Raw genomic sequence first — 26,435 nt, 5'->3', positions numbered from 1 at the left:
TCCTTAGAACATTGTGTGGTGACGTGCTTCACAGGCTTGAAAACATCTGGAAATATGCATTTTCGGCCGGAAGTACCAGAAATTATGCAGCGACTGTGGGAGAGTTGGGGCATGGAACTCAGTGAGGAAGATCTTCGCCTGATCAATGCACTGCAAATTTCGCCCCGGCTCAGCTGGTCCGACGCCGGCCAGGTCCTGGGCGTCCATGCCACCACGTTGGCGGCGCGCTGGGACCGGCTCCGGGAGTCGGGAGCCGCCTGGACCACCTCCCACCTCACCGGAGATCCGAAAAACATGTGCCTGGCCATGGTGGACGTTGACTGCGACATGGACCTCCGGCCGGAGGTGACGGCGGCGCTGGCCGCCCTGCCCGAGGTCATTACCGTGGAAGAAGCAGCAAGCAACCGCGACCTGACACTGACCGTCATCACCCGTGACCTGGAGCAGTTCAGTGCGCAACTGCTGCCGAGGCTGAAGGAAATCCGCGGACTCACCAAGTACCAGACCGCACTGTGCACGCGTATCCACATCAGCGGCTACGCGTGGCGCCTCAACGTCCTCACCAAGGGGGAGCAACAGGCGGTCCGCTCGCTCGCAGGACCCGAATCCGCCAGTCCGCTGGGCCCCGACGCGAGCGCAACCCCGCTCCCCGACAGCCACTTGGCGCTGATCCCTTTCCTTGCCCGGGACGGTCGGGTCACCGCAGCAGAGATCGCGAGGGCGCTGGGGCGGAATCCGGCCACCGTGCAGCGGCAACTGGGCAGGGTCCTGGCCAGCCGCATGCTGTCCTTTCGTTGCGAAATCGCCCAACAATTCTCGGGCTACCCGGTCACCATCCAATGGTTCGCCAACGTCCCGCCGGGCAGGCACGAGGCGGCCGCCGTCGAGTCGCGCGCCATCCGCAACGTGCGTTTCGCTGCCTCCACTACAGGGCGCACCAACTTCACCATCATCATGTGGCTGCGGTCCCTGGCCGAGGTCCTGGAAATGGAGCTCACTGTCCAGCAGCGGATTCCGGGCATCGAATTGGTGGAAAGCGTGGTCATGCTGAACACGGCCAAACGCGTGGGGTGGATGCTGAATCCCGATTCCACCGCCACCGGTGAGGTAGTGGCGCCCTACGCGGAATTCCTTCCCGACGGTATTTAGGGGTTTTTCACCGCCCGCAAAACCGTGTCCAGGGTGGTGCCGGACTCGCCATCGGGACCCGTGACCGAACGCTTGCGGTCTGTAAGGACGTTGACGAACCACGGGTCACGGTCCAGACGCAATGCCCCGGCCAGCTGTTCCGGGGTGAAGAACATGCCGGAGTCGTGATGGTGGCTCCACGACGGCAGCCCGTGAGGATGGTGCCCCACCACCAGCAAGGTGCCGCCCGGGGCGACTGCTGCCGCGGCCATTGTCACGGACTCGCGCCAGGGCAGCAGGGGTGAGTGCAGGAACTGGGCCGAGACGAGGTCGAATTCGGCGTTGGGGGTCCACTCCGCGAGATCCTGCTGCTGCCACGTGATCCGGTCCGCGTGGCTGGTTCCTGCTGCATGCGCAGCTGCCCGTTCAAGCGCGACGGCGGAGACATCCAATGCGGTCACGGTCCAGCCCTGCTCCGCGAGCCAGATCGCGTCGGCGCCTTCGCCACAACCAAGGTCCAGTGCTTTGCCGGGTTTCAGGTCCCTGGCTTCGGCCACCAGCTGCGGATTCGGATTTCCGCTCCACACCTTGGTCCGCTCCTTGTACATGCCATCCCACATGTCCACAGCGTTGTCCGCGTCCGCGTGGAGGTTCAAGCCGCGCTGCTGGGCGGCGTCGTGTTGGTGGGCATGCTCGTGCGTGTGGGCGCCGTCGGGCTGCTGGGCACCGTCGTGTTGCTGGGCATGCTCGGGCGTGCCTGCGCCGGTGGGTTGTTCGCCGTGGAGGGTGCCGCCGTCGTGCGTCTTTTCAGTCATATGCCAAGCGTGCCGCGAGGGGCGGACGGAAGGCAATGCCTGTTGCCGCTTCGGCAAGTTTCAAGGTAGTTGGGAGTTGACTATGGTCTTTCCGTGCGGGGGTGGGTAGCCTTTGTCGCAGATGCGCCCGTCGCGAATCAGGGGCGCCTGAAATTGGGGGATTCACGGTGTTTCTGGCGCGAAAAATCAGTCTCAAAGCCGGCCTGTCAGGTGCTTTTGCAGCGGTGCTGGTGATGGCGGCAATGCCACCCGCACAAGCGGCTCCGCCGTCGTCGGATGCGGTGGCGGTCCCCGCGACTGTTCCATCGACAAGCCCCGCGACGGTTCAGGCGGCCACTGCAACGGCCCCGCGGAAAATCGACATAGCCCATCCGAAATTCGTGGAGCTCAAGAAAGACGGCACAAAGCTCTTTGTGGCCAGTCCCGAGGGCCTGCTGTCCGTCATCGACACAGCCCAGGGTGTGGTGGCCAAAAGCGTCCAAGCCGGTCCCACCACCGCCCTGGCTCTCAGCACGAACGGATCAACGGCTTTCCTGGCGACCGGTACCAGCGTCACCATCATTGATGCATCTGCCATGACCGTGAAGTATGTGGTCCCTGTGGGTGACGAGGTGGCAGGCCTGGTGGTCAGCCCCGGTGGAACCGCACTGTATGTGGGGCTCAAAACCGCCGGCGTGAAAGTGGTTGATGTTGCCCAAGGCAAGGTAACAGCCCAAATACCAGTGGGTGGAAGCATCACCAAACTGCTGGCAACTCCGGACGGGGCCAAGCTCTATGTGCTCAAGGGGGCATCGGTAGCGGTCATTGATACGAAGAGCCGGACCGTTTTGGCCACGGACCCGATGACCGGGACGGACGGCACCGTCTCACCGGATGGAACGCGGTTGGTGACCACGCACGGGTGGGGCCTCTCGGTCATCAACACCGCCACGGACAAGGTTCTGGCCACTTTCCAGACGTTCCTGGAACCGTCCGCGCCCGTCTTCACCCCTGACAGCAAGCGGGCCTTCTTCGAAGACCACGGACAACCGTATTACCCGTCCCCGGGCCGCCGGGTCATCAACAATCCCATGGTGTCCCAGCTCAACCTCGAAACCCTGGCCGTCGGGCAGGCCACCCCGGACAGGCAGGAGCCGGGCACCTTGGTGATGAACCCGGATGGAACCCGGCTGTACCGGTCAAATGCAACGGTGATCCAGGTGTGGGGTGCAAGGTCCGAGGATTCTTCCATCCCGTTGGTTGAGGATCTCCAGCTCGGTGCCTACACCTCGGTACGGGCAATAACACCGGACGGGTCCAAGCTCTACGCAACCTCCGTTGACGGCAACGCCATCTGGGTTCTTGACACCTCCGGCCCGCCAAAGAACGTCTGGAAGGACTACAACTCCGACGGCGCCACGGACGTGCTCGCGCGGGATACTGCCGGCACGCTGTGGCTCTACCCCGGGGATGGAAAACGGGGATGGCTTCCAAGGTCGGCAGTGGGCTCAGGATGGAATGGCATGAGCCTGATCCTGTCCGCCGGCGACTTCAACGGAGATACCCACGCAGATGTCCTGGCCCGCGATGCTGCCGGTGATCTCTGGCTCTACCCCGGCAACGGCCGTTCAGGGTGGCTGCCCAGGACCAAAGTGGGCGTGGGCTGGAACGCCATGACCGCCGTCGTCGCTCCTGGTGACTTCAACGGTGACGGTAAGGCGGACGTCATGGCCCGCGACGCTGCAGGGGACTTCTGGCTCTACCCGGGTAATGGTTCAGGCGGTTGGCTTCCGCGTGCCAACGCAGGAACCGGATGGAACCAGATGACCACCATCCTCGGGCCCGGGGAATTTGGGTCGCCGGGCGGGGACATCATGGCCAAAGACGCCGCAGGAACCCTGTGGCTCTACGAAGGAAACGGTAATGGTGGTTGGCTGCCGCGCCGGCAGATAGGAATCGGGTGGAACGTCATGACGGCGATAGTGACACCCGGCGACATCAACAGCGACGGCGTACCTGATGTCCTGGCACGCAATTCCGCCGGAAGCCTGATCCTCTATCGCGGAACGGCGACCGGTGGCCTGCAAACGGACCTGCACGTAGGCTCCGGGTGGAACGTCATGACCGCCATCCTGTGACGCTGCTACGACGGTTGGTTCCAACGCTGCGCACCGGTTCCTGAAGCGCCGAGCTCGTCCGAGGGGTTCTGCAACGTGCACGACTTCAGGCTCAGGCAACCACAGCCGATGCAACCGTCAAGATCGTTTCGGAGGTGTTGGAGGGCAGCGATGCGGTCGTCTAGCTCCTTGCGCCATCGCAGCGACAACTTGGCCCAATCGCGTTTGGTGGGAGTCCGGCCGTCCGGCAGGGAATCCAACGCCTCGCGGATGTCCTTCAACGGCAGGCCCACGCGCTGGGAGGTCTTGATGAACGCGACCCGGCGCAGGGTGTCCCTCCGGTAACGCCGTTGGTTGCCGGCCGTTCGTTCCGCTTCGATCAGCCCGTTGCGTTCGTAGAAATGAAGGGCCGACGGCGCCACTCCGCTGCGCTCGGACAGCTCGCCAATAGTGAGGGGCCTGTGGGTTGTGGCTGGCTGCATGGTGTGGCCTTCGGTGGCGTGGATAGCGGATTGACCTCAACATTAGTTGAGGTTCTAGGGTAACCACCATGACCTCTGACACCTCAACGGCCGGGATACTGCGCCGCCCCTACCTGCTTGCCACCGTGGGGGCTTGCGCACTGGTGTTCCTCAGTGCGTTCGAATCCCTCGCCGTGACCACCATCATGCCGCTCGTGAGCCGCGACCTCGACGGGGCAAGCCTTTACGCCCTGGCCTTCGCCGGCCCCCTGGCAACCGGTGTGATGGGCATGGTGGCAGCGGGCAACTGGTCGGACCGTCGAGGACCTGCGGCGCCGCTGTATTCCTCCGTTGCTTTGTTCGTAGCGGGACTTCTGATCGCAGGGATGGCCGGCACCATGGAAATCCTGGTGCTGGGCCGGTTGGTGCAGGGTCTTGGTGGCGGCGCGATGACCGTGGCGCTCTACGTCCTGGTGGCCCGGGTGTACCCGGCCGAACTGCACCCTAAGATCTTCGCCGCTTTTGCCGCGTCCTGGGTGGTCCCATCCCTGGTGGGACCATTCGCGGCAGGCGTGGTGGCCCAGTTGAGCAGCTGGCACTGGGTGTTCCTCGGCGTCGTGGGACTTGTTGTTCCGGCTTTGCTGATGGTGGTGCCGGCCGTGCGTGGCATGAAGTCCGAACCGCCAGCCGAGCCTGTTCCCTGGGCGTTTGGCCGTATGGGGTGGGCTGCGCTCGCAGCCATAGCCGTCCTCGGCCTGAACCTGTCCGCTGAGGTGCCGGGCTTCGGTGGGGCGATTGCCGTCGTCGCGCTGGTCATTGCCCTTGTTGCGGTGAAACCGCTGGTACCGCGTGGAACACTGAGGGCACACCGCGGCCTGCCCAGCGTGATCCTGGTACGCGGGCTGGCGTCGGCGGCGTTCTTTGGGGCCGAGGTGTACCTGCCGTACCTGTTGACCGAGCGGTATGCGTTCACGCCGACCTTTGCCGGGCTGACCCTGACCGGTGCCGCGCTCGCGTGGGCCGGGGCGTCGGCGGTACAGGGGCGGCTGGGTAACCGCTTGGCCGACGATCTCGCCGTGAAGATCGGAGCCGCACTGGTGCTGGTCGCCATCATTTCCACGCTGGTGACGGCCGCGTTTGCCCTCCCCGCGGCTGTGGCCATTGGCGGGTGGATCCTTGCCGGCGCAGGGATGGGCCTCATGTACCCGAGGCTCTCCGTGATGACGTTGGCGCTGTCCACTCCCGAAAACCAGGGCTTCAACAGCGCGGCCATGTCCATCTCCGACTCCCTTGGCGGCGCGCTCTCCCTCGCCGCCACGGGGCTTGTGTTCGCGGCATTTACGACGACGAACCCGTTCGCGGGGGTGTTCGCACTGGCGGCGATCATCGCCGTCGTCGGGGTTCTCATGGCGCCGAGGGTCGCCGCCCGCGCGGGGGGTCGTGCTCGGGTGGGTGCTCGGCGGGGTGCTCGGGAGGGTGCTCGAGAGGGCGCTCGGCGGGGTGCTCGGGTGGGCGTGACATCGGCCGACGCAAGTACACCCGACACGGAATCCGAACTCACGCACCACGCCTGACCCGTTGGGGAGGTTGTGAGGCCTGTTCTGCAGGGTAATCGTGCCTGGAAGGGTGCAGAGTGGGCCTGGCAAGGTGTGGGGTTTGGTTGTTGGGCCTGTTCTGCGGGGTATGTGGGCCGGGAGGGGTGCAGAGTGGGCCTGGCAAGGTGTGGGGTTTGGTTGTGGGGCCTGTTCTGCAGGGTATGTGTGCCCGGAAAGGTGCAGACCGGGCCTCGCAAGGTGTGGGGGTTGGTTGTTGGGCCTGTTTTGCGGGGTATTCGTGCCTGGAAGGGTGCAGAGTGGGCCTGGCAACGGGAGCCTGAGCAGCCCCGATGCAGGTCCGCAGGAGAAACACTGCTAAACTAGGAACACTTGATGTGCGGTGACGCCCTGAAGCAGGTGGCCTGAAAGGCTGCGCGGCGGGGCATTTTTCATGTGAGAGGCACATCCTGCGTCGATGAACGCGTTCTATTTGGTCCCGGCCACCGCTGTTGCAGCGAATCGGTAGACCACCTGACTTTTCCTCGGCGAACCCCTGGCCCAACCGGCGTCGGGGGCCGATGTCCGCAACTGGACACCGCCCGAAAGACATGAAGTTTATGACTACTTTTGCTGCCCTTGGCACGCCCAAGCCCATTGCTGAGTCCCTCGCCGCAGATGGCATCGAAGAGGCATTCCCCATCCAGGTGAAGACCCTCCCTGACACGCTCGCAGGCCGCGACGTCCTGGGCCGTGGCCGCACCGGCTCCGGCAAGACCATCGCTTTCGCCATCCCGCTCGTGGCCCGCTTGGCCGAGCGCGAAGCAAAGCACTTCCGCAAGCCGGGCCGTCCCATGGGCCTCGTCCTTGCACCGACGCGTGAACTGGCAACCCAGATCAACGCCACCATCGAGCCGTTGGCCAAGGCCATGGGCCTGAACACCACGGTCATCTACGGCGGCATCTCCCAGGCACGCCAGGAAAAGGCCCTGCGTGCCGGCGTCGACATCGTCATCGCCTGCCCGGGCCGCCTCGAAGACCTGATCCGCCAGCGCATCCTGACCCTCGAAGCCGTTGAGGTCACCGTGCTGGATGAGGCCGACCACATGGCTGACCTCGGCTTCCTCCCGGTGGTCAAGAAGCTCATGGACATGACCCCCACCCAGGGTCAGCGCCTGCTCTTCTCCGCAACGTTGGACAACGGTGTTGACAAGCTGGTCAACCGTTACCTCTCCAACCCGCTGACGCACTCCGTGGACGATCCCCAGGCTGCTGTCACCACCATGGACCACCACGTCCTGGTGGTCAACGACCAGACCGTCAAGAAGCAGCTCATCGTTGAACTGGCCTCCGGCGCCGGCCGCCGCGTCCTCTTCATGCGGACCAAGCACCACGCCCGCAAGCTTGCCAAGACCCTCACCGACGCCGGCATCCCCGCCGTCGACCTTCACGGCAACCTGTCGCAGAACGCACGCGACCGCAACCTTGCCGAGTTCTCCAACGGTGACGTCCGCGTCCTGGTGGCTACCGACGTCGCGGCCCGTGGCGTGCACGTTGACGACGTCGAACTCGTCATCCACGTGGACCCGCCCACAGAGCACAAGGCCTACCTGCACCGCTCAGGCCGCACGGCCCGCGCCGGTTCCGATGGCACCGTGGTCACCCTGACGCTTCCCGAGCAGCAGAGCGACGTCAAGAAGCTCATGAAGGCTGCCGGCGTTGACGTTTCGTTTGAACGCGTGACGGCCAATTCCCCGCTGGTTGCCGAGCTCGTGGGCGACATCGCGGACAAGGTTGATCCCCGCACCCGTGCAGCTCTCCTGGCAGCCAAGGCTCCGCAGGGTGGCGGCACCTCCACCGGTGCCAACGCCCAGCGCAAGCGCGCACGCCGTTCGGGCGGCCAGGCTGCTCCGACTGCCGGTGGCCGTGGCGGCCGCGGTGGACGTGGAAAGGTCGCGGCTGAGCCGGTTCGCACGGACGTCAACCGCGCCGAGCGTCGCGCAGCAATGAACGACGACGTCGCCCGCAGCTCACGTGGTCGCGGCAAGTCGACTTCCACTCACCGTAACGACGTACCGGGCTCGCAGGGGCAGGGTGGCCGCAGCGGTCGTCCGGCTACCGGCCAGCGGGCAGCTTCGGCTCCCCGCACGGCGTCCACTACTTCGACGCGTACCGGCGGAAACAAAGCTGTTTGGTCTTCCGCAACCGGCGCTGCGTCCGGTGGATCCTACGGTTCGGGCGCTTCCGGGAACTCCGCTCGCGGTGGATCCGGTGCAGGCCGTCCGGCACGCAGCGGCCCGCGTCGTGCCTCGGCTCCCGCGTCCAACGAGCGTCGCGGCCGCTAACCTCCCGTTGTGAGGCCCACTCTGCGCGCTATTCCTTCGGCTTGGTGTGCAAAGCGGGCCCCGCAAGTTTGAGACTCGCGTTGTGAGGCCCACTCTGCGCGCTATTCCTTCGGCTTGGTGTGCAAAGCGGGCCCCGCAAGCTACCAGCCTCGGGCGCGCCACTCCTCAAGGTGTGGCCGCTCGGCGCCAAGGGTTGTGGGCAATCCATGGCCGGGGTGGACCAGGGTATCGTCCGGATAGGCGTCGAACAGTCGCTCCGACACGTCGTTCAACAGAGAAGTGAAGCGTGCAGGATCTTTCTGTGTGTTGCCGACGCCTCCCGGAAACAACGAGTCGCCACTGAAAATGTGGGCGGGCCCGTTCGGATCCTGGTACACGAAAGCGATCGAGCCCGGGGTGTGTCCGCGCAAGTGGATTGCCGTGATCTCGAAGTCGTCAAACCGCTCGACGTCGCCGTGACCAAGCCGGACATCCACCGGAACCGGCAACGCATCGGCGTCGTCCGCTCCAGCTGAGGTGGTTGCGCCGGTAACTTCCACCAACTCCGGCAGCGCGCGGACATGGTCCCAGTGCTGGTGGGTGGTGGCGATCCTGAGCACCTTGGTGGGAGCGGCCGAATCGACGGCGCTGTCTGCGATCAATTGCTGGATCGCAGGTAGGTCGTCGGCGGCGTCGATCAACAACTGCCCACCCGTGGACTTCGAAGTCAGCAAGTACACGTTGTTGTTCATCTCGCTGACGGAGATGCTGCGGATGGTGATTTGGTGCAAAGAGTGAATGAGCGAATCCATGCGATCAGCCTACGTTGTTGGCTTCGCGGCCCTGCGATACCCAGTTGGGGTCGGCAGAACGTGAACCCACGACGCCGGCCGCGGCTTGGTTGAGCACCTCAAGTTGTGCTGTCCCCAGTTGCAGGGACAGTGCCCCCAGGTTCTCGTCGATCCGGTGCGTTTTACGCGTGCCGGGGATGGGAACCACGGAAATCCCAAGGCGCTGACCTTGGGCGAACAGCCACGCCAGGGCTACCTGGGCAGGAGTTGCATCCAGCCCACTGGCTACCTCGCGGACCGCGGCCACTACGGCTTGGTTCGCATCAAGTGCCTCGTCACCAAAACGGGGGATCTTATGGCGGAAGTCATTTTCCCCAAGGTCGCCCGCGCTGACGGTTCCCGTGAGGAATCCGCGGCCAAGAGGCGAATAAGGCACAAACCCAACGCCAAGTTCCTTGGCGGCAGGTACAACGTTGAGCTCCACATCCCTGCTCCAGATCGACCACTCGCTCTGGACCGCGGCAATGGGATGGACAGCGTTGGCCTGCCTGAGCTCCTCGGCCGTCACCTCAGACAAGCCGAGGTGCCGGACCTTGCCCTCTCGGACCAGTTCCGCCATGGCCTCCACGGTTTCCACTATCGGAACGCGGAGGTCACGGCGGTGCATGTAGTAGAGGTCAATCACGTCAGTGTCCAGGCGGCGGAGGCTCGCTTCCGCCGCTTGCCTGATGTAGGGCGCATCCCCGCGGACTCCCGTGTACCCGTCCGCGGGGTTGCCCTCAATTCCGAACTTGGTGGCCACCTGGATCTCGTCGCGCCGCTCCTTCAAGAGCCTGCCCACGAGTTCCTCGTTGCTCCCGGCGCCGTACACGTCTGCGGTGTCGATGAACGTGATGCCCGCGTCCACCGCATGCCTCAGTGTTTGCAGGCCTTCTTCTGGCTCGATTCCCCCGTACACCGGAGTGAGGGCCATTCCGCCGAATCCGAGGGGGCTGACCTTGAGGCCGTCACCGAGTTGAACTTCAGTCATGAACTTCTCCAATGCGCGTAGGTGTTCCAGAATGCCCTTTGTTGGCGTGAACCCGATGGAGGCGGCGGGTATTCCTGCTGCTGCGGTCCCGCGCGCTGCCCGGCCCGCCCCCGCCCCGCCCCCGCCCCGGCCAATTCGATGGCTTGCCGCGGGTTCGCTGGGCCGACTCGCTGCGGATTTCCCGGGCGTGTGAAGGCCGATTCGATGGGCAGCTGCGCATTCGATGGTGCGAGACATCGAATGAGCAGCTACCCCTCGAAATGGAGCGCCAGGAAGCGTCTATTCGATGGGCCGCTGCGCAATCGATGCTTCGCTGCGGGTTCGCCGAGCTGGCTGGCTGCGGTTCCGCGGGCGTGTGAACACCGACTCGATGGGCCGCTGCGCATTCGATGGTGCGAGACATCGAATGAGCAGCTACCCCTCGAAATGGAGCGCCAGGAAGTGTCTATTCGATGGGCCGCTGCGCATTCGATGCTTCGCTGCGGGTTCGCCGGGCTTGCTGGCTGCGGTTCAGCGGGCGTGTGAAGGCCGACTCGATGGGCCGCTGCGCATTCGATGGTGCGAGACATCGAATGAGCAGCTACCCCTCGAAATGGAGCGTCAGGAAGCGTCTATTCGGCCTTGGCAGCAGGCTTATCGGCAGGCAGGGCCTTCAAACCGGCAGCACAGCCAACGATTCCCGCGATGAACAGCAGCTTCAGCGGGCTCGCGGACTCTACGCCCGTGATCATGGCCCAGCCGACTGTCAGCGCAGCGCCAATCCCGACCCAGACCGCGTAAGCAGTGCCGAGAGGGATGCGCTTTACGGCGATGCCCAGTCCGAGCATGCTCAATACTGCGGTGATAGCGAAGACCACTGTGGGCATGAGCTGCGTGAAGCCGTTGGACAGGCCCAAAGCGGTGGCCCATACGGCTTCGAGCAGCGCTGAAGCCAGGAGAATGACCCAGAAGATTCCGTTGCCGGTGTTCTTGGTGTTCGAGTTGTTTGCAGTCATGGCTATGCCACCACCTTCAGGCCGACCACGCATGCGCCGATGCCCGCAAGCAGAAGCAGCCGGGCCGTCGTCGCGCGTTCAACTTTGGTGACCATGGCGTACGTGGCAGTCAGGACGACGCCGACGCCAACCCACACCGCGTAGGCCGTGCCCGTGGGGATGGACTGCATCGCGATGGCAAGGCCACCCATACTGGCGATCACTGACACTAGGAACACAACAGTTGGGACGGGTTTGCGGAAGCCCTTGGAACGGTGGAGCGCTGCGGCCCACACGGCCTCAAGTGCTCCGGAAAGAATGAGAATTATCCACGACATGACATTTCCTTTGGCCAGTCTTGTCGCGTTCCGGGTACTGAACCGTCGTCCGGAGGTTCCAGAGCGGAACCTTCATTTCAGGCTAGCAACTCCCGCGCAGGGTGGCCACTTCTGGTGGTTAACGTCACCAGCTCAGGCGTGGGCTTCCACATGGTCGATCGAGATGACCGCGATGAAGCCCCGGCCCGTGATTTCCGGGCTGCGGGTATCCGAGCCCACCACGGCGTCATACCGGGACAGTTCAATCGGCTCGGCCGCGCTGGGTGCCGGGGCGCCGCCGTCGGACTCTTCCTCCTCAACCGGTGCTTCCTCCCCAAGCCCGCCGGGCGCCACCGTGGCTTTCCCTTCAAGAAGGACGGCCAGCTGGCCCTCGAAGACCGGGTGAGCCCGTTTCTTGGAGATCTCCACAATGGACGTGTAGCCCTTGAAAGCGCCCTCGCGTGCAATGACGTTCAGATCCCGTATATCCCCGGTGGGAAGAGTTGCCGAAGAGGCGGCCTCGCCAGAGAAACGGAACGGACGATACTTCTCCAGCGGGTGCTCCGAGCCGTCCACGGAGAGCAACAGCAGTTCGCCGTCGATGATGGTGATAACCCGCTCCATGCCAGGAAAGGCGGAAAATTCGCCCGCTTTTGAGACGTCGGCGATGCTGACGCGCCAATCCCAGGCCCCGTCCTGGGCTGAAGCGGCCTTAGGGTGGCTGGCGAGTTCGCGCGTCACCCCACCGCCGTTGCGCCACGGTTCAGGACGGATGTCGGCAAAGCGGATGATCTCCATTCGACCAGCCTAGTGGTGGACACGGCTTCTGCGTTCGCATTCCGGCTTGCTAACGTCATATGTGGAAAACGTTGCGAGTTTGGCTGGAGGCGCGGGAATGTTCGTCAAAGTGTGCGGCTTGAGCACGCCGGAATCCCTCAGTGAGGCCGTCGACGCCGGTGCCGACGCGGTGGGATTCGTCCTTACCGCCAGCCCGCGCGAAGTCAGCCCGGAGCAGGTCCGCATCCTCCTTCCCTTGGTTCCTGCCGGTGTCCACGCCGTGGGTGTTTTCCGGCACGAGTCTGCCGCGGATGCCGTTGAAACAGCGCGAGCGGCAGGCCTCGAGTGGGTTCAGCTCCATGGTCACCGCACGGCCGAGGACGTAAAGACAGTGCACGACGCCGGGATGCGGCTCATCAGGGCCGTCACCATGGGTGCCTCCGAGGACGAGTTCGCTGATCTGGGTGAAGAATTGTTCCTGGTTGATGCCGCCGTGCCGGGCTCGGGGGAGTCCTGGGACTACGGTTCGGTCCGGGCGAAGGGACTCGATGGCCGCGAATGGCTGCTCGCAGGGGGACTCGAAGCCGGCAATGTTGCCTTCGCAGCAACCGCGGCCGGAGCCTGGGGCGTGGATGTGTCCTCGGGCGTGGAGTCTTCCCGCGGAGTGAAGGACCTGGCCAGGATCCGGGCGTTCGTGGAAGCCGCCAAGGCCTGACGCTCGATCACGTCTCCGGGTCTTTTGGCGGACGCTCTATCAGATCCCCCGGTCTTTTGGCTGATGCTCTATCACTTCCCCCGGCCTTTTGGCGGACGCTCGATCAGATCCCCTGGTCTTTTGGCTGATGCTCTATCACTTCCCCCAGCCTCTCGACTGACGCTCTATCAGATCCCCCGGGTCTTTCCGCCGATCCTCGCTCACGTCCCCCGGGTTGACTGCCGTTCCTCTCTGACACCACTGTTTCTGGTGGTGATGTGAGAGAGCGATGGTGTAGACCTGCGATTTAGTGAGAGATCGTCTGGCTGTCACTGGCACCCCCTAGAATCGCTTCCAACACCAGTTCGCTTCCAACACCGAATGCTTTCAACGCCCGTCTCACCCAAAGTCGACGAAACCAGGAGTCAAACAATGAGCGCGGAACACTTCACCCTGACCATGAGCCGTGAGTTTGACGCCCCTCGCGAGAAGGTTTTCGACGCTTGGATGGATCCTGACAAGCTCGCGCAGTGGTTCGGCCCCGTTGAGGTGGAGGCGCCCCGCGAGAAGATCATTGTTGAGCCGAAGGTGGGCGGCATCTGGCAGGTGGTCATGGTGTGGTCCGACGAGGATGGGGAGCAGGAAGCCCCCATTGAAGCTGTGATCTCTGAACTGGAAGCCCCGGTTCTCCTGGTTGCGAAGGCCAAAGCTGCTCCGGATGCCGATCACGAATTCGAGGAGATGCGCCTGGAATTCGAGGACCTCACCGGCCGAACCCGCATGAATGTTACCCAGGGCCCTTTTGAATCCCAGGAGTGGGTGGACATGACCCGCGACGGCTGGGGAACTTCGTTCGACAAGCTGGACGACCTCCTGGCATAACGGGCAGAGCATTCTCCAGTGAAGAATCACTTCAGGGAAGAATCAGGGCAGACCCCTAGGCTTTTTGTCAGACCGGCAAGAGAGAATGGGGACTATGAAAACGCTCCTTAACATCATCTGGCTTGTCTTCGGTGGGTTCTGGCTGGCTTTGGGCTACTTCGCGGCGGGCATCATTTGCTGCGTTCTGATCGTCACCATCCCTTGGGGCATCGCTTCCTTCCGGATCGGTGCGTACTGCTTGTGGCCCTTCGGCCAAATGGTAGTGGAAAAGCCGGGCGGTGCAGGGGTATTCGCTCTCCTCGGCAACGTGATCTGGCTGCTCGTTGCGGGTATCTGGATCGCGATCGGTCACGTGGTCACCGCCTTTGCCATGGCCATCACCATCATTGGCATCCCGCTCGCCATTGCCAACCTGAAGCTGATCCCGGTGTCCTTGATGCCGCTCGGCAAGCAAATTGTGCCCACCAACCAGCCGTTCGTCAGCACCTACCGCTAGGCATACCTTCGGCCTGCCAGCACCTACCGCTAGGCATACCTTCAGCCTGCCAGCACCTGCCGCTGTAAACGCCGGCGCCCTGAAAGGCACCTAACCCTGGAAAGTCTGCACGGCGCCGGTACCCAGATCAAAACGGAAACGCCGCACCTGACGCATGCGCCCGCCGTCGGACTCCACAGTGAACGAGACTTCCAACGCGGCCCGGTCCATGTCCGCAGTCGTGACCGTGTAGGTCGGCGTGAAGTACAGGACCTGCTCGCCCGGCAGAAGGTCGACCGGCGGGAAGTCGCCCCGGTTGGCGTGCGGTCCGAGAAGTACGACGCCGGTCATCGGCTGGGTGCCGCAGTTGCGGGCACGCCCGGTGAAAGCCAGGATGTCCCCGGCTTTGTAGCCGGGGATGATCGGGCCGTAGTTGAGGTCCTGGGCTTCACGCGTGCCAAGGACTTGGTTTCCGGAGTAACCCTGGCCAATTTCCTTCCAGGTTTGCACGTCCCACTGGCCGTCGCTGGAGGATGGAACCACGTGGAATTCACCTGCGTTCTGCCACTCGTAAGGACGGCCAGGGGTAATGGAGCGCAGTTCCATGTCGAAGGCCAAGACGTCGGGGCACGAGTCAGCAGGTTCCGAGCCGACGCGGCCGCCGCCACCGTCAGCCCGGCCGCGGCCACCGGCGGAAGCTGCCGCCGAACCCAGCTGATCCGTCAATTGCTCCGCAGGGATGGAAGCGAACACGATTTCCCGGTAACCCTGTCGCTCATAAAGGACGCCCACGTTTCCATCGGGCAGGCGCGTCACGGTGGAGTAGGCCGAACTTCCGGGACACACCACCAGCTTGGCCGGCCAGGTGGCGCCATTATCGACGGAAAGGCTGAGCACCGTGTTCCGGCGAAGCTGCGGGTCCTGGTTGTTGCTGGCCATCAGCCACCCGGACGTGCCGGATTCCGGGAGCGAAACGCCGGGTCGTCCGTCGAAGCGGGTCAGGGAGCCGTTGTCGCTGGGGTCGGGCAGATCTTCAACAGGCTGAAGCGGGCTCCAGGACTGTCCGCCGTTCTCAGAAATAGACCATAAACGGCACGGCGTTGCCCGGGAGTGAAGCAGAAGCCGACCGTCATCCAGGCACACCACCTTGTTTTCGTTGGGCCCGATACCGGACGGGCCGTCGCCGATCAGTTCTCCCAAAACCCAGGTCTCACCGTGGTCGTCGCTGAACGCCGAGGCGGCCATGATGGTCCCCTCCACGAGCACTACATACTGCTGCACCAGCCTGCCCTTGAATGGGCCGGTGTGGACGTGGATGCCTTGGCCTGCCGCAGCAAAAAGGCCGGTGATTCCTGGGTGGGCCGATTTGAGCTGTGCGGTGAGCCGACGATGCTGCCAGGTGCCGCCGTCGTCGTCCGAGTAACTGACGTCCGCGTGCTGAACCTCGTCGTCCGGCTCCATGCCGGGGACGGCCTCGAAGAATCCGGCGTGGGTTCCAGCGGCGTGGAACATGAAGATACGTCCGGTCTCGTTGTCCACCAGCAGGCTGGGGTCACCGAATCCCTGCAGCCCCGGGCCCGTACGAACCACCTGCTGCGGGCCCCAGGTCTTTCCGTTGTCTGTGCTGCGGCGCAGGAGAAGGTCAATGGGATTGGGAAGATCGTCCAGGTTTGGCCGGCCGTCGTAGGCAGCCAGCAGGGTGCCTCGTGGGCTCACAGCAAGGGCGGGGATACGGTACTGACGGTAACCCCCCACGCCACGGACGGCCAGGACGTGTTCGAGGTCGGGGATCGCCAGTGGCAGCTCGGGACTCACATCGATGTGGAGGTAGGAGGTCATACCTCCTAGTCTAGGGCGTCCTAAAAGCACCGTTCAGCAGCAAGGCAACCGCAGAACTGTCATCCAACTCTGCCGCGATGCTGACGTCCCCGGCATAACCGGCGTCGATCAATTCCCGGCCGCTGGAGCAACTGCGCAACATTTCTGTCAGCCGGGGTCGGGCAGCACCGAACGAAACAGCGGCCATCTCAGCTTCGGGAGAAAAGCCGCGACGCCCGGCATTTGCGAGGCCGGCAATGAACGCGCCCACCCCGAGCTGATCCTCCAACGACGGCCGCAACGCTCCGTCCGTCCACTTTTCACCTGCTGCGATCACGGCGATCACGGCGTCGGCGGGCAGGGCGGCGTGGACCCAGCGGGCCGTTGCGGCGGCGTTTCGGAGTGAGACAGCCACTACTTTGGGCGCCGATGCCGCAAGCTCATGGCTGATTGTCGAACCGTTGGGGGAGGGGAGAACCACGCGCTCCAGCGTGCCCGCCTTGCGGAGGCTGGAAGGGGAAAGGCTCAAGCCCTCGGTGTTCCTCGGCCCGGCGAGCAAAGCCTGATGATGAGCCGCAAAATCAGTTGCTCCTGCGTCCCGGTGAGGATAGGGAAACACCACAGCCCCGCGGTCAACCGCAACGCTGACGCACGTGGTGAAGGACAGGACGTCAACCACCACCGCGAGGTCCGCACCGGGGACTACCGCGCGGGCGCCGTCGAGCCCCCATTCAAACCGGACCGCGTACGGAAGTTGCCGCTGCGGCGCCCCCGCCATATCCGGGGAACCGCTCACGCGAGTTCCGCCGCGAGGTTGCGCCGCGCGGCGTCGAGCCAGAGCCCTTTGGCTCGGTCCCCATGGAACAGCGGTTCCAGGTTCAGGAGGTGACGCACGACGGCGGCGCGCCCCTTCGCGAAGTCGTCGTCGCTGACGTGGGCGTAGTCTTCGCGGACGGCGGACAGATACCGTGCGTAGGCTTGCTGGTCGCCGCCGAGTACTGAGAGGTCCGCGTCGCAGAGGAGCGCCCCGGCATGATCATCGGCTTCTGGGGAGTGGTTGGAGGTGAGCCGGACAAGCCGTGCCACCTCGGCCACATCGTCAGGGGAGAGACCGGCAGCCGTGAGCCGATCCTCTGCCAGCACGGCTGAGTCTTCCTCGTCCTGGCCGGCGACTCCCTCATACACGGCGTCGTGGAACCATGCTGCCAAGGAGACGGTACGGGCAGGTACGGCGGGTTCGGTCAGGAGGTCGAGGGCCTCAAGAACTGCCAGGAGGTGGGTGCGGCTGTGGTATTTCCTGCCGTCCTCACCCCAGCGTTCCAATAGTTCCAGCCCCAACTCCTCGTGGCCGGGAAGAATGCTGTTCCACCGCTCCATCAACGGGACTGTGAGGGCTTTGCTCCGTTCGCGCGCCGGAATCCGCAGGCCGCTCGCTATGAGTTTGCGGACCAGGATCCGGGCCTCAACGGGTATGGCACCGGCGAGGACGAGGTCATCGTAGCGGCGTTCGGGGACGTCGTAGTGATCGCCGTCGAAGGCCCTTTCCGGAATTCCGGCAGCGGCCGCGAACGCATGAAGCTCATCCAGGGTTGAATCCGATACCAGGTGCGAAAAAACGGTCCCGTGCGCGGGCCATAGGGGCGGATCAATGTAGACGGCCATTGCCAAAGTGTAATCCCAAGTGATCCTTCCCAGTTGCCGGCCATCGGGACGTCTACCGCCGTGCTGCCGCCCCGGAAATCCGGGCTTCACTGTCCGAACTGTTCACGGCAACTGGGAAGGAGCGTAGGGATCTCAGTGCTGGGCGGGCAGGATGTTCTGGTTGCCGCGGAACACGTTGTCGGGATCGAACTCGCGCTTGACCAAGGAGAGCCTGCGATAGTTCTGTTCGCCGTAGGCAGCCATGATCCTGTCCTGGCCTTCGTCGCCGATGAAGTTCAGCCACACCCCGCCCGTAGTGTGCGGGGCTATGTCCTGTCGGAACTGCTTGACCCAGGCTTTGGCTTCCTGCCCGCCCTCCTGGGTTGCGGACAGGCCGAAGGGGTGACTGACCCACTCTGCGCCTCGATGCTGCAACGGTGTGTTCGCCGCTGCGGGGCCGCCCACTGCTCCTCCCCAGCGCACCACCAACTGTTGGGAATTCGGGCCCGGCAGCCGCTGCGCCGAGTCCACCAGGAGATCCAGCGCATCATCAGTGAGCTCGTTGTGATAGTCGGCGCTCCAGTAGTTGTAGAGATCCGGAGGGTCGTCGATCATGCACTGGAAGTCCGCATAACCCATGGGAGAGACCAGGTCCACGGCGGGTCCCAACTCTTTGAAAGGCCGGGCATGTTCTTCGCCCGACTCAACGTCTCCCGCGTAGAGGTAGGCCATGCCGACGGCCAGTTTGCCCACCATGTCTTCGGGAATGAACTCTTCCGGAGGGGCGGTGAGGTACACCAGCGCTGTGCCGACGGCGTCGGGAGCGTCAAGGGCAATCTGCCGGTAGGCACGGGACACGTCAGCGGCATCCCCGCCCGGGAACAGCATCAGGCCGGCCATGACTGTTGGCCCAAGATCGTGCAGTTTGAAGGTCAAGGAAGTTGCGACACCGAAGTTGCCTCCGCCGCCGTGGAGTCCCCAGAACAGCTCCGGGTTCTCTCCCGGACTGGCGGTCACCCGATCCCCGGACGCTGTGACAAGGTCCACCGAGAGCAGGTTGTCGCAGGCGAAACCGTAGGAGCGCTCCAGCCATCCCGAGCCCCCGCCCAACGTAAATCCGGAAACACCCGTGGTTGAGGCGCGTCCGCCGGTAACGGCCAGGCCATATTGCTGGGTTGCCCGGTCGAACTCGCCCCACGTGAGTCCGGCACCTGCGGTGGCAGTCTTCGCTTCGGTGTTGATGCTGATGGACTTCATGGGACGGACGTCGATCACCAGCCCGTCGTCGTTGGTGGACATGCCCGCCACGGAATGCCCGCCGGACCTCACTGCAACGTCCAGGTTGTGGTTGTGCGCATAGCTGAGGGCTTCAGCCACTTCGGCGGGATCGGAGCATTTGGCGATGACAGCCGGTTTGCGGTCGATCATCGCATTGAAGAGTTTCCGGGCCTCGTCATAGCTGGGGTTGTCCGGACGAATCCATTCCATGGGACGCTCCTTCGCGCCTAAGACTCTCTCCCTAGAACAGGGTACGGCGGCGGGTCCCTTGGGGCCAGAGCCAACGGCGCCCCGATGAGGAAGAGTTCGACGACGGCGGCGCACCCCGTCGCGCCCATCTCACCGGTGCTGACGGGTGCCTCGCGCGGGAAACCGGTGCGCCGGTTACGCCAAAGGGGTGCCCCCGGTGACGAAGAGTACGACGACGGCGGCGCCTCCCGTCGGTGCCGCTGCGCGGGTGCCGCCTCCCGCCGGTGCCGCTGCGCGGGTGCCGCCTCCCGTCGGTGCCGCTGCGCGGGTGCCGCCTCCCGTCGGTGCCGGTGCGCGGGTGCCGCCTCCCGTCGGTGCCGCTGCGCGAGTGCCGCCTCGTTACGGTTTCAGTAATATTCGGTTTGCGGACAAACCAGCACCGTTCCAACGCATATGCGGAACTACACTCGTAGCATGCCGCAAATACGAATTTCCGAGGCCGCCCGCTTCCTGGGTGTCAGTGACGACACCGTCAGGCGCTGGACTGAGAACGGAACGCTGACCGCGCAGAAGGATCCGGCCGGCCGCCTTGCCGTGGATGGCCTGGAACTCGCAACTCTTGCCCGCGACCAGTCCCATCTCCCGGATGACCGCGCCCGGGTTGGAAGTTCGGCCCGAAACCGCTTCGTCGGCTTGGTCACGGGGATCACGGCGGACAAGGTCATGGCGCAGGTGGAGCTTCAATGCGGCCCTTTCCGGGTGGTGTCACTCATGAGCAGTGAAGCCGTGAGGGACCTCGGGCTGGAGCTCGGTTCGGTAGCCACCGCCGTGGTCAAGGCCACCACCGTCATCATCGAGACTCCCCAGGGAAAGAGCATCATATGAGCATCGCCGGTCGTCGACCCAGACTTACATCACTGTTGCTTGCCGGCGCCCTCTCGACGGGCCTCGCAGGCTGTGGAGCGGACACGTCAACATCTGAGGCCCCCTCAGCCGGTGCCTCGTCCGAACTCTCAGGCGAGATCACTGTTTTCGCAGCGGCATCCCTGAAAACGACGTTTACTCAATTGGCCCAGGACTTTGAGGCCAGGAACCCCGGAACCAAGGTCAATCTAAGCTTCGCCGGTTCCTCGGACTTGGTCACGCAGATTACCCAGGGCGCCCCCGCTGACGTGTTTGCCTCCGCCGACACCAAGAACATGACCAAGCTTGCAGACGCCCAGCTCGTGGACGGCACCGCCCTGAACTTTGCCACCAACGTGCTGGAGATTGCCGTCCCGCCGGGCAATCCGGCGTCGATCTCTTCTTTTGCCGACCTGGCCAAACCGGGCGTCAAAGTGGTGACGTGCGCCAGCCAGGTTCCTTGCGGCGCAGCTGCGGACGTGGTCGAGAAAGCTGCCGGTATAACCCTGAGCCCCGTCAGTGAAGAATCCTCCGTAACCGATGTCCTGGGCAAAGTCACCTCCCAGGAGGCCGACGCGGGCTTGGTTTACGTTACGGACGTCAAGGGAGCGGGCAACAAGGTCAAGGGCATCCCCTTCCCGGAATCGGACAAGGCCGTCAATACCTACCCGATCGCCACCGTAGGTACCAGCAAGAACAAGGAACTGGCCGCTGCCTTCGTTGCCATGGTCACGGGCGACGACGGCAGGAAGATCCTTGCCGACGCCGGCTTCGGCGCTCCGTAACCGGGGGATTGTGATGAAACGCATCGGCTCCGGTTACCACGGCATCCCGTCGTGGGTCTTTGTCATCGCCGGCGTCGGGGGATTGCTGGTGGTCCTTCCACTGGTGGCGATGCTGGCCAAGGTCAACTGGCCGCAGTTCATCCCCCTCATCACCTCCGAATCCTCGTTGGCGGCGCTGGGATTGAGCCTGCGAACCTCGGCTGCGAGTACCGTGCTCTGCATCGTGCTGGGAGTGCCCCTGGCGTTGGTGCTGGCACGCGGCGACTTTCCCGGTCAGCGGTTGCTCAGGGCATTTGTCCTCCTGCCGCTGGTTCTTCCGCCGGTCGTCGGAGGCATTGCGCTCCTCTACACGTTCGGGCGGCAGGGGCTTTTGGGTAAATCGTTGGAGGCGGCGGGGATCCAGATCGCGTTTTCCACCACGGCGGTGGTCCTGGCACAGACCTTCGTCGCCTTGCCCTTCCTGGTGGTCAGTTTGGAAGGCGCGCTGCGATCGGCCGGAAACAAGTACGAAGCGGTGGCAGCCACGCTCGGAGCCCGGCCCACAACAGTCCTTCGTCGTGTCACCCTTCCGCTGGTTTTGCCAGGCCTGGCGTCCGGTGCTGTCTTATCCTTCGCGCGCAGCCTGGGCGAGTTTGGTGCCACATTGACCTTCGCGGGAAGCCTGGAGGGGGTAACCAGAACGTTGCCGTTGGAAATCTATCTGCAGCGTGAGACCGACGCCGATGCCGCCGTCGCATTGTCCCTGGTCCTGGTGGCGGTTGCGGTTGCTGTGGTGGGGCTCAGTTACGGCCGCAGGCAGCGCAACAAGTCCGTGGAGGTCCAGCCATGAGCTTCGAATTCCATGCCCGCCTCAATGCCAGGAACTTTGATCTGCGGCTCAGTCTTGCCGACGGTGAGACCGTTGCCATCCTTGGGCCCAACGGGGCCGGGAAGTCGACACTCCTGGGGATCATTGCCGGCTTGCTGCGGCCGGACGCCGGAGCAGCCACAATGGGCGCGGCGGCCAACGGAGACAGCCTCAGGACGTTGTTCAACCTCGACGGCGGAACCCGCCTGTGGAGCCCGCCGCACCTCAGGGGCACTGCCTTGCTGGCCCAGGAAGCACTCCTGTTTCCCCACCTGAACGCGCTGGACAACGTGGCGTTCGGGCCGCGCAGTGTGGGTGCTTCCAAACGGGCGGCCCGGGAAACTGCCAAGCACTGGCTGGCCGAGGTGGAGGCACTGCCGCTTGCCGACCGGCGGCCGGCTCAACTATCGGGCGGACAAGCCCAGCGGATTGCCGTGGCCCGAGCCCTCGCTGCTGAGCCTGAACTGCTCCTCCTGGACGAGCCCATGGCCGCGCTGGACATCCACGCCGCTCCGCTGCTGCGTCGAGTGCTCAAAAGGGTGCTCCAGGACCGCAAGGCCATCATCGTTACGCACGACGTCCTGGATGCCTACATGCTGGCCGATCGCGTCATCGTGGTGGACAACGGCCGGATCGCCGAGGCAGGGCCAACCCGGCAGGTCCTCGAACGGCCCAGAAGCCACTTTGCCGCCGGATTGGCCGGCCTCAACCTGGTCACGGGCACCCTCACCAGCGAGGGAATTACGACGCCGGATGGCCGGGTTTTCGCGGGCCGGCACGATCCTGACTGGTCACCCTTGCCCGGTCAGGCAGGCGTGGCCGCCTTCCCGCCGTCGAGCGTTTCCGTTTTTCCGGGCGAGGTGCACGGAAGTCCCCGCAACTCCTTCCCTGTGGTCATCACCGACCTTGAGCCGCACGGCGACCAGATCCGTGTGCGTGCTCGCTCCGGCGCATCGGAACAGTCCCTTTCGGCCGATATCACCCCGGCAGCCTCTGCCGATCTAGGCCTGGTGCCGGGCATGGACGTGAGGTTTGTGGTCAAGTCCGCGTTGGTCTCGGTGTACCCCTCCTGAGGGCTGCTGCCCCTCCGGTGCCTGGGGGCTGCTGCCCGGTCCGGTGCCGGTCAGTCCCTGTACATCCTCTCGGCGTAGGAGGGTCCGTAGTAGGACTCCAGGTCCTCCAGCGGTGTCCCGGGCTGGGTATACGTTTGGGCCAGGACCGCGATGCTGGGCAGGCCCTCCGGATCCCAGGTTTCGGGCTGCCACAGGCCACTCCGCATGAAAGCCTTGCCGCAATGGGTGAACACTTCCTCTACGTTGACCACCACGGCCGCGCGGGGCCGGTGCCCCTTGACCACCATGTGATCGAAGAAGTCTGCGTCCCGGACAATCTGTGCCGTCCCGTTGATCCGCAGGGTGTCTGTCCTTCCCGGGACGACGGACAGGATGCCGACATTCGGGTTTTCCAGGATGTTGTGGAAGCCGAAGGCGAGCCTGTTCCCGGGGCGTTCCGGGATGGCAACAGTGTGCTCATCCAGGACATGGATGAGTCCAGCAGGGTCTCCCTTGGGGGAGGCGTCTACACGCCCCAGGGCATCGGTAGTCGAAAGCACGCAAAAGGGGCTGGCTGCCAGCCATTGGCGATCGAAATCGCTGAGCGAAGTACGGACCTTCTTCCGCACGCGGTCGAGGGGGAGTCCTATGAGTTCTTCGAGTTCTTCCGGGCTTGAAATGGTGTCCATGGCCACAGCCTACGGGTGTTTTTTGCCCTGCGGAGCGTATGTACTGGTTCCCGCCAAGTGCGCATCGGAGCACAGCTGCGTGGGGTGCGACGGGTAGCGAAGCCGATTGTTGTTCACATAGCCATGGTTTTATCTGGACACTGGTTTCGCCGTGGGCAAACATGGAACCCAGTGGACCAAAAATCAAAGTTGAGCGTAGTAGACTCAACTTTGAAAGCATTGGATCCACTCCAGAAAGGGAGCACTCTTTGGACGTCAAATTCACCACCAAAAGCCAGGAGGCCCTTTCTGCGGCCGCCATGAATGCCTCGACGGCGGGCAACCCGCAGTTGGAGCCCGCTCACCTGTTGAAGGCGCTGATGGACCAGCGTGAAGGTGTTGCCGTGGCACTCCTGCGCGCTACCGGCGCGGACCCGGATGCCGTGAGCGTGCAGGCCAGCTCGGCCATCAAAGCGCTTCCGTCGTCGTCAGGAAGTTCCGTCCAGCAGGCCCAAATGTCACGCCAATCGGTGCAGGCCATCCAGGCTGCCCAGAACGAGGCCGACAAGCTCGGCGACTCCTTCGTCTCCACTGAACATCTGCTGCTGGGTCTTTCGGCCGGAAGTGACGCGGTGGGGAAGCTGATGCGCGACGCCGGTGCCTCCCATGAGGCTCTGCTCGCCGCCCTGCCGGGTGTCCGGGGGGACAGGAACGTCAACTCGCCGGACCCGGAAAACACCTTCCAGGCGCTGGAGAAGTTCGGTACGGACCTTACTGCTGTGGCGCGCTCCGGCAAGTTGGACCCGGTCATTGGGCGTGACAGCGAGATCCGCCGCGTCGTTCAGGTGCTGAGCCGCCGAACCAAGAACAATCCTGTACTCATTGGTGAGCCCGGCGTTGGCAAGACGGCCGTCGTCGAGGGGCTCGCCCAACGCATGGTGGCCGGCGACGTCCCGGAGAGCCTGCGCGGAAAGACGCTTATTGCTTTGGACCTCGCTTCCATGGTGGCCGGGGCGAAGTATCGCGGCGAATTTGAGGAACGCCTGAAGGCCGTCTTGGAGGAGATCAAGAACTCCAACGGACAGATCGTCACGTTCATCGATGAGATCCACACGGTAGTGGGTGCAGGTGCCACGGGCGAGAGCGCCATGGATGCAGGCAACATGCTCAAACCAATGCTGGCCCGCGGCGAGCTGCGCCTCATCGGTGCCACTACCTTGGACGAGTACCGGGAAAACATTGAGAAGGACCCCGCCCTTGAGCGGCGCTTCCAACAGGTCTACGTCGGCGAGCCCAGCGTGGAGGACACCATTGGCATCCTTCGCGGCCTGAAGGAACGCTACGAGGCACACCACAAAGTGGCCATCGCGGACTCGGCGTTGGTGGCGGCCGCAACGTTGTCCAACCGCTACATCTCCGGACGGCAACTCCCTGATAAGGCCATCGACCTCGTGGACGAGGCTGCCTCCAGGCTGCGCATGGAGATCGACTCCGCACCGGAGGAGATCGACCAGCTTCGCCGCGCCGTAGACCGTCTGACCATGGAAGAACTGGCCCTCCAAGGTGAAACGGATCCTGCATCCGTGGAACGGCTGGCTGCCCTGCGTGCCGACAAAGCGGACAAGAACGAAGAGCTCAGTGCTTTGAATGCGCGCTGGGAGGCGGAGAAGGCCGGACTCAACCGGGTGGGTGACCTCAAGGCCAAGATCGACGAACTGCGTTCTGCCGCCGATAAGTCCCAGCGTGAAGGTGACCTGGAATCGGCATCGCGGATCCTCTACGGGGAGCTGCCCGCCCTTGAACGTGAGTTGAGCGCCGCCGCTGAGGAGGAGTCGGCCCGGAGTGACTCAAAGCCTGAGTTGATGGTTGCTGAAGACGTGACCGCTGACGATATTGCCGAGGTTATCTCTGCGTGGACCGGCATCCCCGCCGGACGCATGCTGCAAGGGGAGTCGCAGAAGCTGCTGCACATGGAGGAAGAACTCGGAAAGCGCCTGATCGGACAGAGCAAGGCTGTGCAGGCTGTGTCCGATGCCGTGCGCCGTGCCCGGGCCGGCATCAGCGATCCCAACCGCCCCACGGGTTCCTTCCTGTTCCTGGGACCCACCGGCGTCGGTAAGACCGAGCTGGCCAAGGCCCTGGCGGACTTCCTCTTTGACGACGAACGCGCCATGATCCGGATCGACATGTCCGAGTACAGCGAGAAGCACTCAGTGGCCCGCCTGGTGGGTGCTCCTCCGGGATACGTCGGCTACGAAGAAGGCGGCCAGCTCACCGAGGCAGTCCGGCGCAGGCCGTACTCCGTGGTGCTGTTGGACGAAGTGGAGAAGGCCCACCCCGAGGTCTTCGACATCCTCCTGCAGGTCCTCGACGACGGCCGCCTCACCGACGGCCAAGGCCGCACCGTGGACTTCCGCAACACCATTTTGGTGCTCACGTCCAACTCCGGCAGCCAGTTCCTGGTAGACCCGGGCATGGACGCCAAGGCGAAGCGTGATGCTGTCATGGCTGTGGTGCAGGCATCGTTCAAGCCGGAATTCCTGAACCGCCTGGATGAGATCGTGCTGTTCGATCCGCTGACTGTGGAAGAGCTGGCCAGGATCGTGGAACTGCACGTGGCCGAGTTGAGCAACCGGCTCCGGGACCGCCGCTTGAGCCTCGAGGTTTCGGACGGAGCCAGGGCATGGTTGGCTATGTCCGGATTCGATCCCGCCTACGGCGCCCGGCCTCTTCGCCGGCTGGTCCAGCGTGAAATCGGCGACCGCTTGGCCAAGGAGATCCTTGCCGGTGAAATCAGCGACGGAGATACCGTGCTGGTGGACACCGCAGCTGACCTCGACGAACTCACCATTGAGGGGCTGGAAGCGCTGGCAGGTCCCGACGGCGGCATGCCGGCGGGTGCGGGACTCACGGTCCGCAGGAAGTAGCCGCCACAGTATTTCTTCCCGCACGTGGTGC

Annotated in this window: 24 protein-coding genes and 1 riboswitch; of the genes, 12 read left to right on the top strand and 12 right to left on the bottom strand. The window is 64.1% G+C overall.

Translation table 11 applies throughout. The features are described 5' to 3' along the window. The first annotated feature begins 111 nt into the window (after window positions 1–111). The gene (locus BLQ01_RS13330) at window positions 112–1,149 is read left to right on the top strand and encodes an Lrp/AsnC family transcriptional regulator (RefSeq protein WP_175493441.1); all 1,038 of its coding nucleotides are present in this window, start codon (window positions 112–114) and stop codon (window positions 1,147–1,149) included. Here the strand turns inward: BLQ01_RS13330 and BLQ01_RS13325 are convergent. After that, a complete protein-coding gene (locus BLQ01_RS13325; RefSeq protein ID WP_091552233.1) occupies window positions 1,146–1,943 on the bottom strand; it encodes an SAM-dependent methyltransferase in 798 nt (265 codons plus the stop codon). The genes BLQ01_RS13330 and BLQ01_RS13325 overlap by 4 nt on opposite strands. Window positions 1,944–2,185: 242 nt before the next feature. On the opposite strand from BLQ01_RS13325, the gene BLQ01_RS13320 reads away from it, so the two are divergent. Then, on the top strand, window positions 2,186–4,060 hold the full coding sequence (locus BLQ01_RS13320; RefSeq protein WP_217638385.1) for an FG-GAP-like repeat-containing protein: 1,875 nt from the start codon (window positions 2,186–2,188) through the stop codon (window positions 4,058–4,060). A gap of 5 nt (window positions 4,061–4,065) precedes the next feature. Here the strand turns inward: BLQ01_RS13320 and soxR are convergent, their stop codons facing one another. Further along, window positions 4,066–4,521 (bottom strand): redox-sensitive transcriptional activator SoxR, encoded by a 456-nt coding sequence (gene soxR / locus BLQ01_RS13315; RefSeq protein ID WP_026543464.1) that lies wholly within the window; start codon window positions 4,519–4,521, stop codon window positions 4,066–4,068. 68 nt (window positions 4,522–4,589) lie between these two features. On the opposite strand from soxR, the gene BLQ01_RS13310 reads away from it, so the two are divergent. Both BLQ01_RS13310 and BLQ01_RS13305 read left to right on the top strand, forming a co-directional pair. After that, on the top strand, window positions 4,590–6,074 hold the full coding sequence (locus BLQ01_RS13310; protein ID WP_254779434.1) for an MFS transporter: 1,485 nt from the start codon (window positions 4,590–4,592) through the stop codon (window positions 6,072–6,074). 578 nt (window positions 6,075–6,652) lie between these two features. Next, window positions 6,653–8,377, top strand: coding sequence for a DEAD/DEAH box helicase (locus BLQ01_RS13305; protein ID WP_175493440.1), 1,725 nt, complete (start codon window positions 6,653–6,655; stop codon window positions 8,375–8,377). Window positions 8,378–8,517: 140 nt separating this feature from the next. Here BLQ01_RS13305 and BLQ01_RS13300 read toward each other — a convergent pair whose 3' ends face one another. From BLQ01_RS13300 to BLQ01_RS13280, 5 genes are all read right to left on the bottom strand, one after another. After that, a complete protein-coding gene (locus tag BLQ01_RS13300) occupies window positions 8,518–9,168 on the bottom strand; it encodes an MBL fold metallo-hydrolase (RefSeq protein WP_026543466.1) in 651 nt (216 codons plus the stop codon). Between the two features lie 4 nt (window positions 9,169–9,172). After that, window positions 9,173–10,177 carry an aldo/keto reductase gene (locus BLQ01_RS13295; RefSeq protein ID WP_091552471.1) on the bottom strand — a complete coding sequence of 335 codons (1,005 nt, stop codon included), beginning with the start codon at window positions 10,175–10,177 and terminating at the stop codon, window positions 9,173–9,175. A 611-nt stretch (window positions 10,178–10,788) separates the two neighbouring features. Then, a complete protein-coding gene (locus tag BLQ01_RS13290) occupies window positions 10,789–11,172 on the bottom strand; it encodes a DMT family transporter (RefSeq protein WP_091552227.1) in 384 nt (127 codons plus the stop codon). A 2-nt stretch (window positions 11,173–11,174) separates the two neighbouring features. Next, the gene (locus tag BLQ01_RS13285; RefSeq protein ID WP_091552225.1) at window positions 11,175–11,489 is read right to left on the bottom strand and encodes a DMT family transporter; all 315 of its coding nucleotides are present in this window, start codon (window positions 11,487–11,489) and stop codon (window positions 11,175–11,177) included. A gap of 9 nt (window positions 11,490–11,498) precedes the next feature. Then, window positions 11,499–11,564: riboswitch (guanidine-III (ykkC-III) riboswitch) on the bottom strand. A gap of 57 nt (window positions 11,565–11,621) precedes the next feature. Continuing rightward, complete coding sequence (locus BLQ01_RS13280; protein WP_091552223.1) at window positions 11,622–12,266, bottom strand: HutD/Ves family protein; 645 nt, start codon at window positions 12,264–12,266, stop codon at window positions 11,622–11,624. A 97-nt stretch (window positions 12,267–12,363) separates the two neighbouring features. Here BLQ01_RS13280 and BLQ01_RS13275 point away from each other — a divergent pair, with 97 nt between their 5' ends. From BLQ01_RS13275 to BLQ01_RS13265, 3 genes are all read left to right on the top strand, one after another. After that, the gene (locus BLQ01_RS13275; protein WP_091552221.1) at window positions 12,364–12,960 is read left to right on the top strand and encodes a phosphoribosylanthranilate isomerase; all 597 of its coding nucleotides are present in this window, start codon (window positions 12,364–12,366) and stop codon (window positions 12,958–12,960) included. Between the two features lie 411 nt (window positions 12,961–13,371). Further along, the gene (locus tag BLQ01_RS13270; protein WP_091552219.1) at window positions 13,372–13,821 is read left to right on the top strand and encodes an SRPBCC family protein; all 450 of its coding nucleotides are present in this window, start codon (window positions 13,372–13,374) and stop codon (window positions 13,819–13,821) included. Window positions 13,822–13,915: 94 nt separating this feature from the next. Continuing rightward, entirely contained in the window at window positions 13,916–14,317 is a 402-nt protein-coding gene (locus BLQ01_RS13265; RefSeq protein WP_011776159.1) for a YccF domain-containing protein, read from the top strand. 90 nt (window positions 14,318–14,407) lie between these two features. Here the strand turns inward: BLQ01_RS13265 and BLQ01_RS13260 are convergent, their stop codons facing one another. From BLQ01_RS13260 to BLQ01_RS13245, 4 genes are all read right to left on the bottom strand, one after another. Then, window positions 14,408–16,135 carry a sialidase family protein gene (locus BLQ01_RS13260; RefSeq protein WP_091552218.1) on the bottom strand — a complete coding sequence of 576 codons (1,728 nt, stop codon included), beginning with the start codon at window positions 16,133–16,135 and terminating at the stop codon, window positions 14,408–14,410. A 10-nt stretch (window positions 16,136–16,145) separates the two neighbouring features. Then, the gene (locus BLQ01_RS13255; protein ID WP_035761432.1) at window positions 16,146–16,892 is read right to left on the bottom strand and encodes a 2-phosphosulfolactate phosphatase; all 747 of its coding nucleotides are present in this window, start codon (window positions 16,890–16,892) and stop codon (window positions 16,146–16,148) included. A 14-nt stretch (window positions 16,893–16,906) separates the two neighbouring features. After that, entirely contained in the window at window positions 16,907–17,776 is an 870-nt protein-coding gene (locus BLQ01_RS13250; RefSeq protein ID WP_091552216.1) for a DUF4031 domain-containing protein, read from the bottom strand. Between the two features lie 132 nt (window positions 17,777–17,908). Next, window positions 17,909–19,243: an FAD-binding oxidoreductase gene (locus BLQ01_RS13245; RefSeq protein WP_091552214.1), complete on the bottom strand. Its 1,335-nt coding sequence runs from the start codon at window positions 19,241–19,243 to the stop codon at window positions 17,909–17,911. Between the two features lie 453 nt (window positions 19,244–19,696). Here BLQ01_RS13245 and BLQ01_RS13240 point away from each other — a divergent pair, with 453 nt between their 5' ends. Genes BLQ01_RS13240 through BLQ01_RS13225 form a run of 4 tightly spaced genes read left to right on the top strand, consistent with a single transcriptional unit; the run spans window position 19,697 to window position 22,830 of the window. Continuing rightward, a complete protein-coding gene (locus BLQ01_RS13240; RefSeq protein ID WP_091552213.1) occupies window positions 19,697–20,107 on the top strand; it encodes a TOBE domain-containing protein in 411 nt (136 codons plus the stop codon). Then, window positions 20,104–20,910 carry a molybdate ABC transporter substrate-binding protein gene (gene modA, locus BLQ01_RS13235; RefSeq protein ID WP_091552211.1) on the top strand — a complete coding sequence of 269 codons (807 nt, stop codon included), beginning with the start codon at window positions 20,104–20,106 and terminating at the stop codon, window positions 20,908–20,910. The genes BLQ01_RS13240 and modA overlap by 4 nt, the downstream gene beginning before the upstream one ends. Window positions 20,911–20,923: 13 nt before the next feature. After that, window positions 20,924–21,739, top strand: a complete 816-nt coding sequence (locus BLQ01_RS13230) for an ABC transporter permease (RefSeq protein WP_175493439.1) — start codon at window positions 20,924–20,926, stop codon at window positions 21,737–21,739. Next, a complete protein-coding gene (locus BLQ01_RS13225; protein WP_091552209.1) occupies window positions 21,736–22,830 on the top strand; it encodes a sulfate/molybdate ABC transporter ATP-binding protein in 1,095 nt (364 codons plus the stop codon). The genes BLQ01_RS13230 and BLQ01_RS13225 overlap by 4 nt, the downstream gene beginning before the upstream one ends. A 50-nt stretch (window positions 22,831–22,880) precedes the next feature. Here BLQ01_RS13225 and BLQ01_RS13220 read toward each other — a convergent pair whose 3' ends face one another. Continuing rightward, window positions 22,881–23,498: an MSMEG_1061 family FMN-dependent PPOX-type flavoprotein gene (locus BLQ01_RS13220; protein ID WP_091552207.1), complete on the bottom strand. Its 618-nt coding sequence runs from the start codon at window positions 23,496–23,498 to the stop codon at window positions 22,881–22,883. Window positions 23,499–23,746: 248 nt separating this feature from the next. On the opposite strand from BLQ01_RS13220, the gene clpB reads away from it, so the two are divergent. Further along, a complete protein-coding gene (gene clpB, locus BLQ01_RS13215) occupies window positions 23,747–26,404 on the top strand; it encodes an ATP-dependent chaperone ClpB (protein WP_091552205.1) in 2,658 nt (885 codons plus the stop codon). Window positions 26,405–26,435 lie beyond the last annotated feature (31 nt).

It is taken from the genome of Arthrobacter sp. UNCCL28 (assembly GCF_900102805.1).
Lineage (GTDB): Bacteria > Actinomycetota > Actinomycetes > Actinomycetales > Micrococcaceae > Arthrobacter > Arthrobacter nicotinovorans_A.
Note: the sequence above shows the minus strand (reverse complement) of the source record. Positions and strands in the feature narration are given on the sequence as shown.